The 20,696-nt window shown below is 33.6% G+C and carries 15 protein-coding genes and 1 other annotated feature; of the genes, 7 read left to right on the top strand and 8 right to left on the bottom strand.

Features of this window, described 5'->3' with window-relative positions:
• Positions 1–32 precede the first annotated feature (32 nt).
• From noc to rpmH, 6 genes are all read right to left on the bottom strand, one after another.
• Entirely contained in the window at positions 33–872 is an 840-nt protein-coding gene (gene noc, locus HMPREF2663_RS06975; protein ID WP_001831794.1) for a nucleoid occlusion protein, read from the bottom strand.
• A 43-nt stretch (positions 873–915) separates the two neighbouring features.
• Entirely contained in the window at positions 916–1,635 is a 720-nt protein-coding gene (gene rsmG / locus HMPREF2663_RS06970; protein WP_070846092.1) for a 16S rRNA (guanine(527)-N(7))-methyltransferase RsmG, read from the bottom strand.
• Complete coding sequence (gene mnmG / locus HMPREF2663_RS06965; protein WP_001831818.1) at positions 1,635–3,512, bottom strand: tRNA uridine-5-carboxymethylaminomethyl(34) synthesis enzyme MnmG; 1,878 nt, start codon at positions 3,510–3,512, stop codon at positions 1,635–1,637. The genes rsmG and mnmG overlap by 1 nt, the downstream gene beginning before the upstream one ends.
• 72 nt (positions 3,513–3,584) lie before the next feature.
• Positions 3,585–4,964, bottom strand: a complete 1,380-nt coding sequence (gene mnmE, locus HMPREF2663_RS06960) for a tRNA uridine-5-carboxymethylaminomethyl(34) synthesis GTPase MnmE (RefSeq protein ID WP_002458522.1) — start codon at positions 4,962–4,964, stop codon at positions 3,585–3,587.
• A 145-nt stretch (positions 4,965–5,109) separates the two neighbouring features.
• A complete protein-coding gene (rnpA, locus tag HMPREF2663_RS06955; protein WP_001832522.1) occupies positions 5,110–5,457 on the bottom strand; it encodes a ribonuclease P protein component in 348 nt (115 codons plus the stop codon).
• A 158-nt stretch (positions 5,458–5,615) separates the two neighbouring features.
• A complete protein-coding gene (gene rpmH / locus HMPREF2663_RS06950) occupies positions 5,616–5,753 on the bottom strand; it encodes a 50S ribosomal protein L34 (RefSeq protein WP_000240855.1) in 138 nt (45 codons plus the stop codon).
• Positions 5,754–6,501: 748 nt separating this feature from the next.
• On the opposite strand from rpmH, the gene dnaA reads away from it, so the two are divergent.
• The 6 genes from dnaA to gyrA all read left to right on the top strand — a co-directional run bounded on the left by dnaA (position 6,502) and on the right by gyrA (position 15,743).
• On the top strand, positions 6,502–7,857 hold the full coding sequence (dnaA, locus tag HMPREF2663_RS06945; protein ID WP_002458521.1) for a chromosomal replication initiator protein DnaA: 1,356 nt from the start codon (positions 6,502–6,504) through the stop codon (positions 7,855–7,857).
• Positions 7,858–8,169: 312 nt separating this feature from the next.
• Positions 8,170–9,303 carry a DNA polymerase III subunit beta gene (gene dnaN, locus HMPREF2663_RS06940; protein WP_002447644.1) on the top strand — a complete coding sequence of 378 codons (1,134 nt, stop codon included), beginning with the start codon at positions 8,170–8,172 and terminating at the stop codon, positions 9,301–9,303.
• Positions 9,304–9,734: 431 nt separating this feature from the next.
• Positions 9,735–9,971: a S4 domain-containing protein YaaA gene (gene yaaA, locus HMPREF2663_RS06935; protein WP_001831806.1), complete on the top strand. Its 237-nt coding sequence runs from the start codon at positions 9,735–9,737 to the stop codon at positions 9,969–9,971.
• Positions 9,968–11,083 (top strand): DNA replication/repair protein RecF, encoded by a 1,116-nt coding sequence (gene recF, locus HMPREF2663_RS06930; RefSeq protein ID WP_002458520.1) that lies wholly within the window; start codon positions 9,968–9,970, stop codon positions 11,081–11,083. The genes yaaA and recF overlap by 4 nt, the downstream gene beginning before the upstream one ends.
• A 10-nt stretch (positions 11,084–11,093) precedes the next feature.
• Positions 11,094–13,025 (top strand): DNA topoisomerase (ATP-hydrolyzing) subunit B, encoded by a 1,932-nt coding sequence (gyrB, locus tag HMPREF2663_RS06925; protein ID WP_002447642.1) that lies wholly within the window; start codon positions 11,094–11,096, stop codon positions 13,023–13,025.
• Between the two features lie 36 nt (positions 13,026–13,061).
• Complete coding sequence (gene gyrA, locus HMPREF2663_RS06920; protein WP_070846090.1) at positions 13,062–15,743, top strand: DNA gyrase subunit A; 2,682 nt, start codon at positions 13,062–13,064, stop codon at positions 15,741–15,743.
• Positions 15,744–16,140: 397 nt separating this feature from the next.
• On the opposite strand, the gene HMPREF2663_RS06915 is transcribed toward gyrA, so the two are convergent.
• On the bottom strand, positions 16,141–16,956 hold the full coding sequence (locus HMPREF2663_RS06915) for an NAD(P)H-hydrate dehydratase (RefSeq protein WP_001831762.1): 816 nt from the start codon (positions 16,954–16,956) through the stop codon (positions 16,141–16,143).
• A 542-nt stretch (positions 16,957–17,498) separates the two neighbouring features.
• Positions 17,499–17,713 (top strand) — a binding site (T-box leader).
• An 87-nt stretch (positions 17,714–17,800) separates the two neighbouring features.
• On the opposite strand from HMPREF2663_RS06915, the gene serS reads away from it, so the two are divergent.
• On the top strand, positions 17,801–19,087 hold the full coding sequence (gene serS / locus HMPREF2663_RS06910) for a serine--tRNA ligase (protein WP_002458518.1): 1,287 nt from the start codon (positions 17,801–17,803) through the stop codon (positions 19,085–19,087).
• Positions 19,088–19,614: 527 nt separating this feature from the next.
• Here serS and sph read toward each other — a convergent pair.
• Positions 19,615–20,598: a sphingomyelin phosphodiesterase gene (sph, locus tag HMPREF2663_RS06905; RefSeq protein ID WP_002458517.1), complete on the bottom strand. Its 984-nt coding sequence runs from the start codon at positions 20,596–20,598 to the stop codon at positions 19,615–19,617.
• Positions 20,599–20,696 lie beyond the last annotated feature (98 nt).

The following is a 20,696-nucleotide window of genomic DNA, read 5'->3' as shown; positions in this document are numbered from 1 at the left end:
ATTTCTTCATAGCTAATCTTAGTATGTTTTAATTATTTCTTATATATCTTTATTTTAATTTCATAATAATCTTCATGTTCTTTATCTTTTTGTTCAACGCGTATACCTGATTTTTCTATCGTTTCAATACTCTTACCTAGTTCTTCTTTTGCTTGTGTTACATCTTGAGAAAATTGGAAAGTCTGCGCTTTTACTTTCTCTGGTCCAGTTTTCTGACGTACTCTATCCTCAGTTTGTTTCACATTCAACTTCTGACTAATAACTTGTTCGATTAATTCTTCTTGTGTTTCATCAGGTAATACTAATACCGCTCGTGCATGTCTTTCTGTAATCTTACCTTCACGTAATCTTTTAATCACATTGGGTGCTAACTTCAATAATCTAAGTTTATTAGCAATGAAGCTTTGGCTTTTGCCTAGACTTTTTGCTAATTCATTTTGAGTCGTTCCCCCGATTTCAAGTAACTTTTTATAAGCTTCCGCTTCTTCGACGACAGATAAGTTTTCACGTTGAATATTCTCAATCAATGCAACTACCGCTGTTTCTTCATCATCCATATCTCGAACAATGACATCTACTTGAGGTTTATGCAACGACTGTAATGCTCGAAATCGTCGTTCGCCGGCTATAATTTCGAACATATCTTCTTCAATTGGACGTACAACTATAGGCTGTAATAATCCATGTTCTTCAATAGACTCTGCTAATTCTTTAATCTTATTTGGCTCAAATACTTGTCTAGGTTGATAACGATTGGGTACGATACGTTCAATATGAATGGATTCTACATTATTATTACGTTCTTCTTCAGTATAACCAATGATGTCATCTTTATTTTTTAAACCAAATAATTTTGAAAAAGGTTTCTTCATTATCCATTCTCTCCCTCTCAATTATTTATCATACTATGATGTCTTAACTTTCAACTAGTGGAGATTTGTTTGGAGTACCTGGTTTTCTTGGGTATTTTTTTGATGTCTGTCTACGTTTATCAATAATAATCATTTGTCGCTCACCGGCATTTTCAGGTAATTCAAAAGTATAAGTATCTTTCACATTACCGCCTAAAATATTAATAGCAAACGTCGCTTCTTGCAATTCTTCTTTACCCTTTGAAGATTTAAGTGCAAGGAACTGTCCACCTTTTTTTACTAAAGGTAAGCACAGCTCACTTAAGACAGTCAATCTCGCTACTGCACGAGCTGTAACAATATCATAAGACTCCCTGTAGACACCCTTGCCGTATGTTTCTGCTCGATCATGCACAAAACTAACATCTTCAAGACCTAGTTCTGCAGCTAAATGATTTAGAAATTGTATTCTTTTATTTAGAGAATCTACAATCGTCACTTTCAACTCAGGATATACTATCTTTAAAGGTATACTTGGAAAACCTGCACCAGCACCGATATCACAAAGACTTAATTGACCGTTAAAATCATAATAAAAACTGGGCGCTATTGAATCATAAAAATGTTTTAAATAAACATCCTGTTCATCAGTAATACTTGTCAAATTCATTTTTTTGTTCCATTCAACAAGTAATTGATAGTATTTTTGAAATTGCTCTTTTTGCGTATTAGATAGTTCTATGCCTTGCTCGCTTAATTTCTCTGATAACCATTCAATACTCATTATTGTTTCACCCTTTGAAGCTTACCTTGTTCTAAATAAACAAGTAGAATTGAGATATCTGCTGGATTCACACCTGAAATTCGTGAAGCCTGTGCAATATTTAATGGTTTAACTTCAGCTAACTTTTCGCGTGCTTCAGATGCTAAACTATCTACCTTGCTATAATCTAAATCCTCAGGAATTTTTTTCGCTTCCATTCTTTTAACTTTTTCTACTTGTTGTAAAGATTTATTGATATAACCTTCATATTTTGTTTGAATTTCAACTTGCTCCTCAACCGCTTCAGGAAGTTGATGTGATTCTTCTAAGATTTCTAAAATTGTTTCGTAGTTCATTTCCGGACGACGTAATAAATCAATCGCTAATATACCATCTTTTAATCTTGAACCACCCTTAGCTTCAATAATTGCTTGCGTATGTTCATTTGGTTTAATACGTACATCGGTAAGTCGTTGTATTTCATCTTTGATTTGTTGACGCTTTTCATTAAATCTTGCATAGCGTTCTTCTGATATTAAGCCTAACTCATACCCCATATCAGTGAGACGTAAATCAGCATTATCATGACGTAATAATAATCGATATTCCGCACGTGAAGTTAATAATCGATACGGTTCATTTGTACCCTTAGTGACTAAATCATCTATAAGTACACCAATATATGCGTCTGAACGACTGAGTATTTTTTCACCTGTACCTAAAACATTACCAGCAGCGTTAATACCTGCCATAATACCTTGTCCCGCTGCTTCTTCATATCCTGACGTTCCATTAATCTGACCAGCGGTATACAAGTTTTTGATCGCTTTTGTTTCTAACGTTGGCCATAATTGAGTAGGTACGATTGCATCATATTCAATAGCATAACCTGCACGCATCATATCTGCTTTTTCAAGACCTGGAATGGTTTCTAACATTTGACGTTGAACATGTTCAGGTAAACTAGTAGATAATCCTTGCACGTATACCTCATTCGTATTACGTCCTTCAGGTTCTAGGAAAAGTTGATGTCTTGGTTTATCGTTAAAGCGAACAAATTTATCCTCAATTGATGGACAATATCTAGGACCTGTACCTTTAATCATACCGGAATACATAGCAGATAAATGTAAGTTATCATCAATGACTTGATGTGTATCTCCATTTGTATAAGTTAACCAACAAGGTAATTGATCTAAAATAAATTCGGTTGTTTCAAAACTAAACGCACGACCTATATCATCACCTGGTTGGATTTCAGTTTTAGAATAATCGATGGTTCTCGCATTTACACGAGGTGGCGTACCCGTTTTAAATCTAACGATATCAAATCCTAATTTTCTTAAATTATCCGCTAGCGTTACAGATGGTAATTGATGGTTAGGACCACTAGAATATTTTAAGTTTCCTAGTATAATTTCTCCACGTAAGAATGTACCTGTTGTAATAATGACAGCTTTAGAACGATATTCTGTACCAATGTTAGTACGAACACCTTTAACTTCATTATCTTCTATAATGAGTTCATCAACCATACCTTGCATGATGTCTAAATTATCCTCATTCTCAAGTACACGCTTCATTTCTTGTTGATATAATACTTTATCTGCTTGAGCACGTAAAGCTCTAACAGCTGGACCTTTCCCTGTATTAAGCATACGCATTTGAATGTGCGTTTTATCAATAGTTTTTGCCATTTGTCCACCTAAAGCGTCTATTTCACGTACAACGATTCCTTTCGCAGGACCACCTACAGATGGATTACATGGCATGAAAGCAATATTATCTAAATTAATTGTTAACATCAGCGTTTTAGCACCCCGACGAGCTGAAGCTAGACCTGCTTCAATACCGGCGTGACCAGCACCAATGACTACTACATCATATTCTTGAACCACTATTTTACCTCCCAAAAGTCTTAAAATCTTGAATTGTAGACGACTTACCGTCTAGTTTATATTTTTATATCATTATTTTCCTAAACAAAATTGACTAAATAGTTGATCTATTAATTCATCGCTCGCTGATTCTCCAATTATTTCTCCTAGAATTTCCCAAGTACGTGTTAAATCAATCTGCACCATATCCATTGGGATACCAGACTCAGCAGCATCAATCGCATCTTGAATTGATTGTCTCGCTTGTTTCAACAATGAAATGTGACGTGAATTCGATACATAAGTCATATCTTGATTTTGTACTTCGCCACCAAAGAATAAATCTTTAATTTGTATTTCTAATTCATCAATACCTTCTTGTTTAAGCATCGATGTTTGTATAAGTGGCATATCACCAATCATCTCTCTTAGTTCGCTAACATCTAATCGTTGCTCTAAATCTGTTTTATTAATGATTACAATAACATCCTCATTTTTAATGACTTCGAATAAAGTTTGATCATCTTCCGTCAGAGGTTCATTGTTATTAAGCACAAATAAAATTAAATCTGCTTCACTTAAAGCTTTCCTAGAACGTTCTACACCAATCTTCTCTACGATATCTTCAGTATCTCTAATACCCGCAGTATCTACAAGTCGTAATGGGACACCTCTAACATTGACATATTCTTCTAACACGTCTCTTGTTGTACCAGCGACCTCAGTCACAATTGCTTTATTATCTTGAATAAGGTTATTTAGCATCGAAGACTTCCCAACATTAGGACGTCCTACAATAACAGTAGATAACCCTTCTCTCATTATTTTACCTTGTGCACCTGTTTCAAGTAATCGATTGATTTCTTCTTTAATACGCTTAGACTGTTCTAGTAAGAAGTCTGTCGTTGCGTCTTCTACATCATCATACTCTGGATAATCAATGTTAACTTCAACTTGGGCGAGTATCTCTAATATGGATTGACGTTGTTTCTTAATTAAATCACTTAAACGTCCTTCTATTTGATTCATCGCAACCTTAGAAGCTCGATCAGTTTTGGAACGTATAAAATCCATAACCGCTTCTGCTTGAGATAAATCTATACGACCATTTAAAAATGCACGTTTTGTATATTCACCTGGTTCTGCCATACGTGCACCATAAGTCATAGTTAACTCTAATATACGATTAATTGTTAAAATACCACCATGGCAATTTATCTCAATAATATCTTCTCGTGTGAAAGTTTTAGGGGCACGTAAAACAGACACCATGACTTCTTCAACTGTTTCATCTGTTTCTGGATCAATAATATGACCGTAATTTATTGTATGCGTCTCAACTTCAGATAACTTTTTCTTTCCTTTATATAAGATATCTCCGATTTCAATAGCTTGTGGCCCAGATAATCTCACAATTCCAATAGCACCTTCACCCATAGGTGTTGAAATACTTGTAATCGTATCAAAATCCATAAGAGTCTCGCCTCCTTATTAATGTAAAAATTCATTATAACATTGTAATTTGTTTCTTTTAAAAAAGCTAATAAATTGTTCAACATCAAGATGTAAGCCTTCGGTTTGTGTTACGTTAGACTTCGGTTAGTCTAAGCCCCCTGCCCTACTTGATCTTTTTATTAAACACTTTTGCAATTTTAAGCACATGCTCTAAACTACTTTGAATCTCTAGTGTATTCATATCTTTTGCTGGTTGCCTCGCTATAACTATAATATCTTTAGCGATAATATTTTGCTTATGCACTTTAAAATTCTCTCTTATTGCTCTTTTAATTCTATTTCTTGTAACAGCGTTCCCCAGTTTTTTTGAGACACTTATTCCTAAGCGAAAATGTTTTAAATCTCTATTTTTATAGGTATAGACAACAAATTGTCTATTTGCAACAGACTTCCCATTCTTGTATATCGCTTGAAAGTCTGAATTTCTCTTAATACGATATGCTTTTTCCATTAAACATCACTCGCTTATTCTAATCTATTCATTTTAATAGTAACAATTATCTATTAACAAAACATACGTATATATTATTTTGAAAATGATATCAGAACAATACTTAAATATCATTTTATTATTTAAACAAAAAAAAGACCACTGATGATTCAGTGATCTTATGCAGATAAAACTTTACGGCCTTTACGACGACGACGCGCTAAAACTTTGCGGCCATTTTTAGTGCTCATGCGTTTTCTGAAACCATGAACTTTACTATGTTTACGTTTATTTGGTTGATAAGTACGTTTTACCATGCAAAACACCTCCATCTGAATTCAATTACCAATATTTCCAACTTCCTACCTAGAAATTGGTTCATATAAATAGATAAATTAACGAAGTATATATTAGCTTCAATTACTAACATACTTCATCTGAGCAATTGCTCTCTTATTGTGTCTGCTATTAAGAAATTTGTTCTATAGCTTATTATTATCTAGTCATAATTCAAGCAACTACTACAATATAACAAAATACCTTTTATAAAGCAAGATGAATTTACGAATATAACGATTGAAAATCACTTGTTGTGATTTAATATAAGAAATCTTTTTTCTTCATCAAATTATTACCAATTTTAATAATAATTTGTCATATACATAGTTCATACAATCCATATAAATTATTTCCCAAAGTAAAAAAAGAAATTGTGACGCTTATTTGAAGTTATCCACTTATACACAGAAATTCTCTCAAAAACTGTGGATAACATATGCGCTATACACACAGTTATTCAAAATTTAACAACATATTCACAGCCATTTGACATCACTTGGAGTTAAAAAGTATAATTATGTGGATAAGTCGTTCAAATTATGATTTTATAAGGATTTATTTATTAAATTTATATACATAAATGGTGTGCATAAATCATAGTTATGTTTAAGTTATCCACTGATTGTGATTAACTTGTGGATAATTATTAACATACTGTGATTATTTTTATCCACCTATGTTATTTCTGTGTATAAGTCTAAAATTTTAAGAAAGATGGAGTTATTTATGTCAGAGAAAGAAATTTGGGATAAAGTTTTAGAAATTGCCCAGGAAAGAATTTCAAACACTAGTTATCAAACGTTCATAAAAGATACGCAACTCTACTCACTTAAAAATGACGAAGCCATTATATTAGTAAGTCTGCCTTTCAATGCGAGTTGGCTTAATCAGCGATATTCAGAAATTATGCAGGCTATTATTTATGATGTCATCGGTTATGAAGTGAAACCACATTTTATTTCTGAAGATGAACTTGCATCCTACAACAATGTAAATACACAAGAAGTTCAAGAACCCCAAGTACAAAATTCTTCTATAGATGATAAGACTTGGGGAAAAGAACAATTTAATATGCACAATACATTCGATACATTTGTCATTGGACCTGGCAATCGTTTCCCACATGCTGCAAGTTTAGCTGTTGCAGAAGCACCGGCAGAAGCTTATAATCCATTATTTATATATGGAGGCGTAGGTCTAGGTAAAACACATTTAATGCATGCAATTGGACATCATGTTCTTAGTAACAAACCTAATGCTAAAGTCATTTACACTTCTAGTGAGAAATTCACAAACGAATTTATTAAATCAATACGTGATAATGAAACTGAAGCATTTCGTGAAAAGTATCGTAAAATTGATGTTTTATTAATTGATGATATTCAATTCATTCAAAATAAAGAACAAACGCAAGAGGAGTTCTTCCATACTTTTAATGAATTACATCAAAATAATAAGCAAATCGTTATTTCAAGTGATCGTCCACCAAAAGAAATTGCTAAGCTAGAAGACCGTCTACGTTCTCGTTTTGAGTGGGGGCTAATAGTTGATATCACGCCACCTGATTACGAAACAAGAATGGCAATATTACAAAAGAAAATTGAAGAAGAAAATCTTGATATTCCGCCAGAAGCATTGAATTACATCGCCAACCAAATTCAATCCAATATTCGTGAACTTGAAGGCGCATTAACTCGACTTTTAGCGTACTCAAAATTACAAGGGAAACCTATTACAACCGAACTTACCGCAGAAGCGTTAAAAGATATCATTCAATCACCTAAGTCTAAAAAGATTACAATTCAAGATATCCAAAAGGTAGTTGGTCAATATTATAGTGTAAGAATTGAAGATTTTAGTGCTAAAAAACGTACAAAGTCAATTGCTTACCCACGACAAATAGCTATGTATCTATCTAGAGAATTAACTGATTTTTCATTACCTAAGATAGGTGAAGAATTTGGAGGTCGCGATCATACAACAGTTATCCATGCCCATGAAAAGATTGCAAATGATATCAAGTCTGATCCTACATTTAAGCAAGAAGTAGAAAACTTAGAAAAAGAAATTAGAAATCAGTAATGGGAAATAAATCAATCAATATTGAATAAATTGAAAATTAGCAGATTGTAAACGGTCTTTTAGGGAATAATTACTAAGTAAATCAATTCCCAAAAACTTAAAAAGATGGGTAGTTGTCCCTCTGAATAACAATAGCAATTGTGGACAATGTGAAAAATTAATACACAACATACACAGTTTATCCACATGTGTATAACTGTGCTATCCGTAAGTTTTTTAGACTTATCCACCAATCCACAATGCCTACTACTATTACTATGATTTTAAAACCTATATAATTATATATAAACGACTGGAAGGAGTTTAAATTTAATGATGGAATTCACAATCAAAAGAGATTATTTTATTAATCAACTTAACGACACATTAAAAGCTATCTCACCTAGAACAACTTTACCGATTTTAACAGGTATCAAAATTGATGCTAAAGATAATGAAGTCATTTTAACTGGGTCAGATTCAGAAATATCAATAGAAATCACTATTCCAAAACAAGTTGATGGTGAAGAAATTGTTGAAATTACAGAAACAGGATCAGTTGTACTTCCTGGTCGTTTCTTCGTTGATATTATTAAAAAACTTCCTGGAAAAGAAGTTAAATTATCAACTAATGAACAATTCCAAACATTAATCACATCAGGTCATTCAGAATTTAACTTAAGTGGTTTAGATCCTGATCAATATCCATTATTACCTGAGGTATCACGAGATGACGCTATTCAATTGTCTGTTAAGGTACTAAAAAATATCATTGCACAAACTAATTTTGCAGTGTCCACCTCAGAAACACGACCAGTACTTACTGGTGTAAACTGGCTTATACAAGATAATGAATTAATATGCACAGCAACAGATTCACACCGCTTAGCTGTAAGAAAATTACAGTTAGAAGATGAATCAGAAAATAAAAATGTCATCATTCCTGGTAAAGCTTTATCTGAATTAAACAAAATTATGAGTGACAGCGATGAAGATATTGATATTTTCTTTGCTTCTAACCAAGTGTTATTCAGAGTGGGGAATATTAATTTCATCTCACGTTTACTTGAAGGTCATTATCCAGATACGACACGTTTATTCCCAGAAAATTATGAGATTAAATTAGGAATTAACAATGGAGACTTTTATCATGCAATTGATCGTGCATCTTTATTAGCACGAGAAGGTGGAAATAATGTTATTAAATTAAGTACAGGTAATGAATTAGTTGAACTTTCATCTACTTCTCCTGAAATTGGTACTGTTAAAGAAGAAGTTAACGCTAATGATGTAGAAGGCGGAAACTTGAAAATTTCTTTCAACTCAAAATACATGATGGATGCGTTAAAAGCCATTGATAATGATGAAGTAGAAGTAGAATTCTTTGGTACAATGAAACCATTTATCTTAAAACCAAAAGATGATGATTCTGTAACGCAATTAATTCTGCCTATTAGAACATATTAATAAAAATTAAAATTATAATCGTATTAGATTGCTAAATCTCTTATACAAAGAAGCCTGTGCATTTGTCGCATAGGCTCTTTTATATTGATACCAAACCTCATTTCAAACATTCAAAACTTAATATAGACGAATGAGATAATTATCGTGAATGTAGAATTAATTTTAAATGTACTGAGCGCTTTTCATAGCAATAATAAATATATTTGAGTATTAATTACCCTTGTGGAAAAAGTGTGCTAAAAACCCCTTTAAAATTAAAATTCAGTGTAAGTTTCTAAAATGATTGTAAGTAAATTATAAAATTTGTAGCAGCTTTTGATAAAATAAAATATATATCAAAGTAAACGATTTCATTCTTTATTTTAAATGAAATTCAAAGTAAAAAACGGTATAATATATTAATGACACATACAGAAATGGAGTGAGAAATTTTGGTTCAAGAAGTTGTTGTAGAAGGAAATATCACTTTAGGTCAATTTCTTAAAACTGAAGGAATCATAGAATCAGGTGGACAAGCCAAATGGTTTCTACAGGATTTTGAGGTTTTAATTAATGGACAACGTGAAACAAGACGTGGCAAAAAATTAGAACACAACGACCGCATTGATATTACAGATATCCCTGAAGATACGGGTTCCTTTTTAATCATCCATCAAGGTGAACAATGAAACTTAATACACTCCAATTAGAGAATTATCGTAACTATGAACAGGTGACATTAGATTGTCATCCTGAAGTGAATATCCTTATTGGTGAGAACGCACAAGGAAAGACAAATTTACTTGAATCAATTTATACCTTAGCGCTTGCTAAAAGTCATCGTACGTCAAATGATAAGGAACTCATACGTTTCAATTCTGATTATGCTAAAATAGAGGGTGAGCTAAGTTATAGACATGGCACGATGCCGCTTACGATGTTTATAACTAAAAAAGGTAAGCAAGTTAAAGTGAATCATCTTGAACAAAGCAGACTAACTCAATATATTGGACATTTAAATGTCGTCTTATTTGCGCCTGAAGATTTAAATATCGTTAAAGGTTCACCACAAATACGTCGACGGTTCATAGATATGGAGTTAGGACAAATATCTGCTGTCTATTTGAATGATTTAGCTCAATATCAGCGTATTCTAAAGCAAAAGAACAATTACCTTAAACAGTTACAAATTGGGCAGAAGACAGATACAACAATGCTAGAAGTCTTAAACCAACAATTTGCTGAATATGCACTGAAGGTTACGTTACGTCGAGAGCACTTTATAAAGGAATTAGAAACACTTGCACAACCCATTCATGCAGGTATTACAAATCATCGAGAGACACTGACACTCGATTATGTTCCAAGTTTGAAGTTAAGTAATTATGAAGCTAATCAATCTGAGTTAATTGAAGAAGTATTAGCATTGTTAAATGACAATTTACAAAGAGAGAAAGAACGAGGTGTATGTCTCTATGGCCCACATCGTGATGACTTAAGTTTCAATGTAAATGGCATGGATGCTCAAACGTATGGTTCACAAGGTCAGCAACGTACAACTGCGCTATCAATTAAGTTGGCAGAAATTGAATTAATGAATATTGAAGTAGGAGAATATCCAATCTTACTTTTAGATGATGTCTTGAGTGAGCTTGATGATTCACGTCAAACTCATTTGTTAAGTACGATTCAACATAAAGTACAAACATTTGTGACAACAACGTCAGTTGAAGGAATAGATCATGAAATAATGAATAACGCTAAGTTATACCGTATTAGTCAAGGTGAATTACTAAAGTAACGAGAAAGTGATGGTGAATACATTGTCAGATGTAAACAACACAGATAATTATGGTGCTGGACAGATACAAGTTTTAGAAGGTCTCGAAGCGGTTCGTAAAAGACCAGGTATGTATATTGGTTCAACTTCAGAAAGAGGGTTGCACCATTTAGTATGGGAAATTGTTGATAATAGTATTGACGAGGCATTAGCAGGTTATGCTAGTCATATTGAAGTTATAATTGAGAAAGACAATTGGATTAAAGTTACTGACAATGGCCGTGGTATTCCTGTTGATATTCAAGAAAAGATGGGACGCCCTGCTGTCGAAGTTATCTTAACTGTACTTCACGCTGGAGGTAAATTCGGAGGTGGCGGATACAAAGTATCTGGCGGTCTTCACGGTGTTGGATCTTCAGTTGTTAATGCTCTCTCACAAGATCTTGAAGTTTATGTACATCGTAATGGCACGATTTATCATCAAGCCTATAAACAAGGTGTGCCACAATTTGATCTTAAAGAAATTGGCGATACAGATAAAACAGGTACAGCTATTCGATTCAAAGCCGATAAAGAAATCTTTACAGAAACAACAGTTTATAACTATGAAACACTTCAAAAGCGTATACGTGAGCTTGCTTTCTTAAATAAAGGTATTCAAATTACTTTAAAAGATGAAAGGGAAGAGGAAGTTAGAGAAGACTCATATCATTATGAAGGCGGGATTAAATCCTATGTAGATTTATTGAATGAGAATAAAGAACCTCTTCACGATGAACCTATATATATCCATCAGTCTAAAGATGATATTGAAGTAGAAATTGCACTTCAATATAACAGTGGATATGCAACCAACTTATTAACGTATGCGAATAATATTCATACATACGAGGGTGGTACGCATGAAGATGGCTTTAAACGTGCTTTAACACGCGTTTTAAATAGCTATGGAACACAAAGTAAGATTATTAAAGAGGATAAAGATAGACTTTCAGGTGAAGATACACGGGAAGGTTTAACAGCAGTCGTATCAATTAAACATGGCGATCCTCAGTTTGAAGGACAAACTAAAACAAAATTAGGAAACTCTGAAGTACGTCAAGTTGTTGATAGATTATTTTCTGAACACTTTGAACGTTTCTTATATGAGAATCCGTCTGTAGGACGTATTATTGTTGAGAAGGGTATCATGGCTTCACGCGCACGTGTAGCTGCCAAAAAAGCACGTGAAGTTACGCGTCGTAAATCAGCATTAGACGTTTCAAGCTTACCAGGTAAATTGGCAGATTGTTCTAGTAAGAACCCTGAAGAAAGTGAAATTTTCTTGGTAGAAGGTGACTCTGCCGGGGGGTCTACTAAATCTGGTCGTGATTCAAGAACACAAGCCATTTTACCTTTAAGAGGTAAAATTTTGAATGTGGAAAAAGCACGTTTAGATCGTATCTTAAACAATAACGAAATTCGTCAAATGATTACTGCATTTGGTACGGGTATTGGAGGAGAATTCGATATATCAAAAGCACGTTATCATAAAATCGTAATCATGACTGATGCCGATGTTGATGGTGCACATATACGTACGTTATTACTTACATTCTTCTATCGTTTCATGAGACCTTTAATTGAAGCGGGCTATGTTTATATTGCTCAGCCGCCTTTATATAAACTAACGCAAGGAAAACAAAAATATTATGTATTTAACGATAGAGAACTAGACAAGTTGAAACAAGAATTAAACCCGTCACCAAAATGGTCAATTGCACGTTACAAAGGTCTTGGTGAAATGAACGCAGACCAATTATGGGAAACGACTATGAATCCTGAACATCGCTCTATGTTGCAAGTGAGACTTGAAGATGCAATTGATGCAGACCAAACATTTGAAATGTTAATGGGCGATGTAGTAGAAAATCGCAGACAATTTATCGAAGACAATGCAGTTTATGCCAACCTAGATTTCTAGACACTATGAACTGAACTTTTGAAGGAGGATCTCTTGATGGCTGAATTACCTCAATCAAGAATTAATGAACGAAATATAACCAGTGAAATGCGTGAATCATTCTTAGACTATGCTATGAGTGTTATCGTTTCTCGTGCATTACCTGATGTTAGAGACGGATTAAAGCCAGTACATCGTCGTATTCTTTATGGTTTAAATGAACAAGGTATGACGCCCGATAAACCGTATAAGAAATCTGCACGTATAGTCGGGGATGTGATGGGTAAATATCACCCTCATGGTGATTCTTCAATTTATGAAGCAATGGTAAGAATGGCCCAAGACTTTAGTTATCGTTATCCACTTGTAGATGGTCAAGGTAACTTTGGCTCTATGGATGGTGACGGTGCAGCCGCAATGCGTTATACCGAAGCACGTATGACTAAAATAACATTAGAACTTTTACGAGATATCAACAAAGACACAATTGATTTTATTGACAACTATGATGGTAATGAAAGAGAGCCGTCAGTCTTACCTGCACGTTTCCCTAACTTATTAGTGAATGGTGCGGCAGGAATTGCCGTAGGTATGGCTACAAATATTCCTCCCCACAATTTAACTGAAGTTATTGATGGTGTGCTCAGTTTAAGTAAGAATCCAGACATCACAATTAATGAGCTGATGGAAGACATCCAAGGTCCTGATTTTCCTACAGCTGGTTTAGTACTAGGTAAAAGTGGTATTCGTCGAGCTTATGAAACAGGTCGTGGGTCAATTCAAATGCGTTCTCGTGCTGAAATAGAAGAACGTGGTGGTGGCCGTCAACGTATTGTCGTAACGGAAATACCTTTCCAAGTCAATAAAGCACGTATGATTGAAAAAATCGCAGAGTTAGTTAGAGATAAGAAAATCGACGGTATTACAGATTTACGTGATGAAACAAGTTTGCGTACAGGTGTAAGAGTAGTTATTGATGTACGTAAAGATGCAAATGCGAGTGTTATTTTAAATAATTTATATAAACAAACGCCATTACAAACATCATTTGGTGTGAATATGATTGCTTTAGTGAATGGTAGACCTAAACTAATCAATTTAAAAGAAGCACTTATTCATTACTTAGAGCACCAAAAAACAGTGGTTAGACGACGTACTGAATATAATCTTAAAAAAGCAAGAGACCGTGCACATATTCTAGAAGGTTTACGAATAGCACTAGATCATATCGATGAAATTATCACAACAATTCGTGAATCGGACACTGATAAAATTGCGATGGCAAGTTTACAAGAGCGTTTTAAACTTACTGAACGTCAAGCTCAAGCAATTTTAGATATGCGTTTAAGACGTTTAACTGGATTAGAAAGAGATAAAATAGAATCTGAGTATAATGAACTTCTAGAATATATTAAAGAGTTAGAAGAGATTTTAGCTGATGAAGAAGTGTTATTACAATTAGTTCGTGATGAATTGACTGAAATTAAAGAACGTTTCGGTGATGAACGTCGCACTGAAATTCAATTAGGTGGTCTAGAAGATCTTGAAGATGAAGACTTAATCCCTGAAGAACAAATCGTTATTACATTAAGTCATAATAACTATATTAAACGTTTACCAGTATCTACATATCGTTCTCAAAATCGTGGTGGTCGTGGCATACAAGGTATGAACACGTTGGATGAGGACTTCGTTAGTCAATTGGTAACAATGAGTACACATGATCATGTTCTGTTCTTTACAAATAAAGGTCGTGTATATAAACTCAAAGGTTATGAAGTTCCTGAGTTGTCACGTCAATCCAAAGGTATACCTATTATCAATGCGATTGAACTCGAAAATGACGAAACAATAAGTACGATGATTGCAGTTAAAGACCTTGAAAGTGAAGAAGATTATCTCGTATTTGCGACAAAACAAGGTATCGTTAAACGTTCATCATTAAGTAACTTTTCCCGTATTAACAAAAACGGTAAAATTGCAATTAACTTTAAAGAAGATGATGAATTAATTGCAGTACGTCTAACAACAGGTAATGAAGATATTCTTATTGGAACTGCACATGCATCATTAATTAGATTCTCTGAATCTACATTACGTCCATTAGGCCGTACAGCAGCAGGTGTGAAAGGTATTTCTCTACGTGAAGGGGATAATGTCGTAGGTCTTGATGTTGCAGATTCAGAAAGTGAAGATGAAGTATTAGTAGTTACTGAAAATGGTTACGGTAAACGTACACCTGTTAGCGAATATCGTTTATCAAATCGTGGTGGTAAAGGAATCAAAACTGCGACAATTACTGAGCGTAATGGTAACATCGTTTGTATCACAACTGTGACCGGTGAAGAGGATTTAATGGTTGTAACTAACGCTGGTGTTATTATCCGTCTTGACGTTCATGATATTTCTCAAAATGGACGTGCAGCACAAGGTGTACGTCTTATGAAACTCGGAGATGGCCAATTTGTTTCTACTGTTGCTAAAGTAAAAGAAGAAGACGATAATGAGGAAAATGTAGATGAAGCGCAACAAACCACTAGTGCTGAAAAAGCAGATGTAGAAGAGGTAGTGGATGATCAGACACCAGGCAATGCGATTCATACAGAAGGTGATGCAGAAACGGAATCTGTAGAGTCTCCTGAAAATGATGATCGTATTGATATTAGACAAGATTTTATGGATAGAGTGAATGAAGACATCGAGAGTGCTTCAGATAATGAAGAAGATAGTGATGAATAGTTAAAAAGGGAGTAAGACAGAAACACAGAATTTGTTGTTCTGCCCGGCCCCCCTTAATTAAACTACCTGTAGATTTAATGAATAAAAGTTTATATATAGGGAAGTCGGACTAGAGTGATAATGAGGTTATTTTCTAACTCAGTCATCGACGCCCAATATGCTAAAATGCATGAGACATAGCAATATGCCTCATGCATTTTTTAATTTCTTGTTTATATTAAATTGATTTGTCCTTTATGACTTCTGTAGCACCATGCATCGAGGATAAATGAATAATCATTTTCATACATTTAGACCCCCTTCAATAGAGAGTGTCTAAAATGTAACTGTCCCTCTCAACAATGTACCTTCTCAATTTACCAGTACTGATAAGCACAGTAATTAATTCTGATATCTGTTAACCTTCAAGTTGTTTCATCACATACGGAATTTCACTAATTAGACGTGAAGGTGGAACAACATACATTGTGTCAGATAATTTTTCACCGATAAAACTATGCATGTAAGTTGCACTTGTAACAGCTTCTTTAAAGTTATCAAATTGGCCTACGAAACTTGTAATCATGCCCGCAAGTGTATCGCCCATACCACCTGTAGCCATAGCAGGTGTGCCAATAGGTAATTTATAGACATCATCATTGCAGAAATAGATTTCCGTACCATGTTGTTTTAATACTACTGTCGCGCCAATACGTTCTACCGCTTCAAGATTGCGTTCATATGTTTGTTCTTCAATAGGTATACCGCTCAAACGCTCCCATTCCTTTTGATGTGGTGTGAATATAACACGACATGTAGGAATTTGAGGTTTCAACTTACTGAATATTGTTATAGCATCTCCGTCAACAATTAAATTTTGATGAGGTTGTATATTTTGAAGTAAAAACGTGATGGCATTGTTACCTTTGAAATCTACTCCAAGACCTGGACCGATAAGGATACTATCAGTTGCTTCAATCATTTTTGTAAGCATTTTAGTATCATTAATATCTATAACCATCGCCTCAGGACAACGAGAATGTAGCGCAGCATGATTATTTGGATGTGTTGCTACAGTAATGAGTCCACTTCCACTATAAACGCAAGCGCGTGCAGCAAGCATGATTGCGCCCCCCATATTAGCAGATCCACCGATTAATAAAATTTTACCATAGTCACCTTTATGTGTTTCGTCTTTTCTTATAGGAATATTAACAGAATCTAACGTTTTCATAACGACATAACCTCCCATAACATGTTATTTCTTAAAATGTTGCAAGTCTTATGTTTGCTTTTATTTCACGAATCTTTTTATTTATTTCAAACAATTGTTTACATGTGATTTTAAATCATCTCTTCTAAATACAATTAAGAATACTATACCTGTATCTGACATTCGTCAATAGTTAAATGAAACTCTTTTTACATCGTCATGTATCATTCATTATTTTAGTAGACCGATAGCATAATGTAGCAGTTTTATTTATTTAATTAAAAATATTAAATGGAAATAGAACGTAAGGTGACATTCCAAGCAGTTGATTATAATAATGTTGAAATTCTCTCGCCGCTCATCCGAGAAAAATTGTATGTATATCGTCACAATATATCTACTATTACACAGGACAAGATATTCAGTTTCAACAAGTTGTAGAAGCGGGACACAAATGATTTAAAAAGTGTTGCATATAAGCACATCTAAATATGACGTAATTGTTGCAAATTTAAAATAACTTGAAATATGATAATGACTTTGCTATATTAAAATTAAGTTAATAAAGTATTGTTCGTAGGACAAGTAGCATAGATAGTTCGATTTCAGAGAGCTTGTGGTAAGTGAGAACAAGTAATCGACATTCATGTGAATCTACCTACTGTATGTGAACAATCGGTAATAACCGTTATTTTAGTTAAGCGCAATTTGAGGTAAATGGTTTTAATTTACTTGAAATTGTTAAATAGGGTGGCAACGCGTAGACCACGTCCCTTGTCTGGGATGTGGTCTTTTTTTATTGTTTTATCACACGAAGTCATCCATAAAATTGAATATATTTTATTTGGGAAAGGATGAAGGTTACATGTTAGACATTCGTTTATTTAGAAATGAACCTGAGAAAGTGAAGAGCAAAATTGAATTAAGAGGCGACGATCCTAAAGTTGTCGACCAAGTTTTAGAATTAGATGAACAACGCCGTGAATTAATCAGTAAAACTGAAGAGATGAAGGCGAAAAGAAATAAAGTGAGCGAAGAAATAGCTCAAAAGAAACGTAATAAAGAAGATGCTGATGACGTCATTGCTGAGATGCGTCATTTAGGTGATGAAATTAAAGATATCGATAATCAACTTAATGAAGTAGATAATAAAATTAGAGATATCTTAATTCGTATTCCTAACTTAATTAATGAAGACGTACCTCAAGGTGCTTCTGATGAAGAAAACGTTGAAGTTAAAAAATGGGGTACGCCACGTGATTTTGAATTTGAACCTAAAGCGCATTGGGATTTAGTTGAAGAATTAAAAATGGCTGACTTTGAACGTGCTGCTAAAGTATCTGGTGCGCGTTTCGTATACTTAACTAAAGATGGCGCATTACTTGAACGTGCTTTAATGAACTACATGTTGACAAAACATACAACGCAACATGGTTACACTGAAATGATGACACCACAATTAGTGAATGCTGATACAATGTTTGGCACAGGTCAATTACCTAAATTTGAAGAAGATTTATTTAAAGTTGAAAAAGAAGGTTTATATACGATTCCAACTGCAGAAGTACCTTTAACAAACTTCTATAGAGATGAAATTATTCAACCAGGTGTACTACCTGAATTATTTACAGCTCAAACTGCATGTTTCCGTAGTGAAGCAGGATCAGCTGGTAGAGATACAAGAGGGTTAATTCGTTTACATCAATTTGATAAAGTTGAAATGGTTCGTATTGTACAACCTGAAGATTCTTGGAATGCTTTAGAAGAAATGACACAAAATGCTGAAGCTATTCTTGAAGAATTAGATTTACCATACCGTCGTGTTATCTTATGTACTGGCGATATTGGTTTCAGTGCTAGTAAAACATATGATTTAGAAGTTTGGTTACCAAGTTACAATGATTATAAAGAAATCAGTTCTTGCTCTAACTGTACTGATTTCCAAGCACGTCGCGCAAATATCCGATTCAAACGTGATGCTGCTTCTAAACCAGAATTAGTCCACACATTAAATGGTAGTGGTTTAGCTGTAGGTCGTACATTTGCAGCCATCGTTGAAAACTATCAAAACGAAGATGGTACATTAACAATTCCTGAAGCATTAGTACCATTTATGGGTGGCAAAACTAAAATTGAAAAACCAATCAAATAATCATATAAACTTAACTAGATGATTACAATATTATAAAGTTATTTAACTGTCGATAAGGTTCTATAAACTTATCGGCAGTTTTTTATGTATAAAGACAAAATTGTTATTTTTATATTCAATTAGGAATGGATGTCTAAAATAACTTAAAATAATTTTGGCGATTTAAAATGCTGATATAACAGATTTTTATAGATACGGTTGTCTGACGTCACACAAACGTATGTCTAAAAATAGTAAAAATTTATTGTCATAGATTGAGTTATAAAATCATGAAAATAATACATGAAGTAGCAAGTATTTATCTTTTAGAGAACGCCTGTAAAAATATAAAATAGTGGAAATTGATTTTTAAAACGTTGTTATTCATATTCAAAATATTTAACTGAGTTTGTCAAACAACGTTTATTTCTATATAACCATAAAATAATATCATAAAGAAGCTATATGAAATTCGAAGTTTAATTCCAATGTTTCATATAGCTCCTATTCTAAATATTAATATTTAATAATTAAATGTATCAATCGTCCTATTCATTTGATGCGTAGCCAGAAAGTGGATAATGATCTGAGTAGTCATTGTATTTGTATGTTTTTCCCCAAGATTTCACGGACCATTCTGGTGACTTCACTCTATGTGTATCATTATGCCATGAGCTTGGTTGTGCATGGTCACGATCTAATAAAATATAATCTAAGTGTTGAGGTTCTAATTTAGGATAATTGTATTTCGCAATACTATTACTGCTAGTATCCCAACTATATGCATTACCATCGAATTGAGTAGGTAACGAAACATTTAAGTTATTTGCCATTTGTTGATATTCTTCTGAATCTTTAATGACATTTAAGTCACCACCGATATAGACGGGTTCATTTTTAGGGATATTCTTGTCTTTGATAAATTGTTTAATTTCACTCATTTGACTCTGTCTAATGTCTTTATCTTTTCCTTTAAAGCATGTTGGATCTTCAGCTTGTAGATGTGTTCCGATAATATGGTGGTATTTGCCATTCTTATTAATTTTAATGTAGGCAAAGCCTTTATTACCGGCCATATCAGCCCCACAGCCTTTTTTATAAATATGTTGTTCTTGTTGTACGATAGGCCATTTACTCACAATACCAACGCCACCGCTTACTTTTTTAATTTTTCTATAAGTACCAGAAGTATTTTGCCAACCTTCTGTACCTTTACCAACGATAGGTGTTTGATAAGGATACTGTGAATGTAAACGTGCTAACAATCTTTTTGATGCTTTTTTATCAAATAATTCATTTAGAATCACGACATCTTGATTTTGAATGTAATCTGCTTTTGAAATTAAATCAGCGCGCTGAGATTGTCCCCAGTTAGGGTAGATAGCAGTAGGTAAGAAATACACGTTATGTGTAGTGATTTTAAGACTGTCTTTATAATCACGTTCACTCGCATATGTGATAGTCGAAAATACTAAAAATAAACTACTTAAAACCAACAAAGTAGTTAGTATACATTTACGTTGCCAATTCAATATTGTTACACCTCGTTTCATTTGATGGTGTGATTATATCAAACTAAATTAAGTATCTTTTGAAAATTACTATTTCTAAATAAAATTTTAATAAAAAA

The sequence above is a fragment of the Staphylococcus sp. HMSC077D08 genome (genome assembly GCF_001837945.1).
In the GTDB taxonomy this organism is placed as follows: Bacteria; Bacillota; Bacilli; order Staphylococcales; family Staphylococcaceae; genus Staphylococcus; species Staphylococcus epidermidis.
This window is presented reverse-complemented; position numbering and strand designations above follow the sequence as displayed.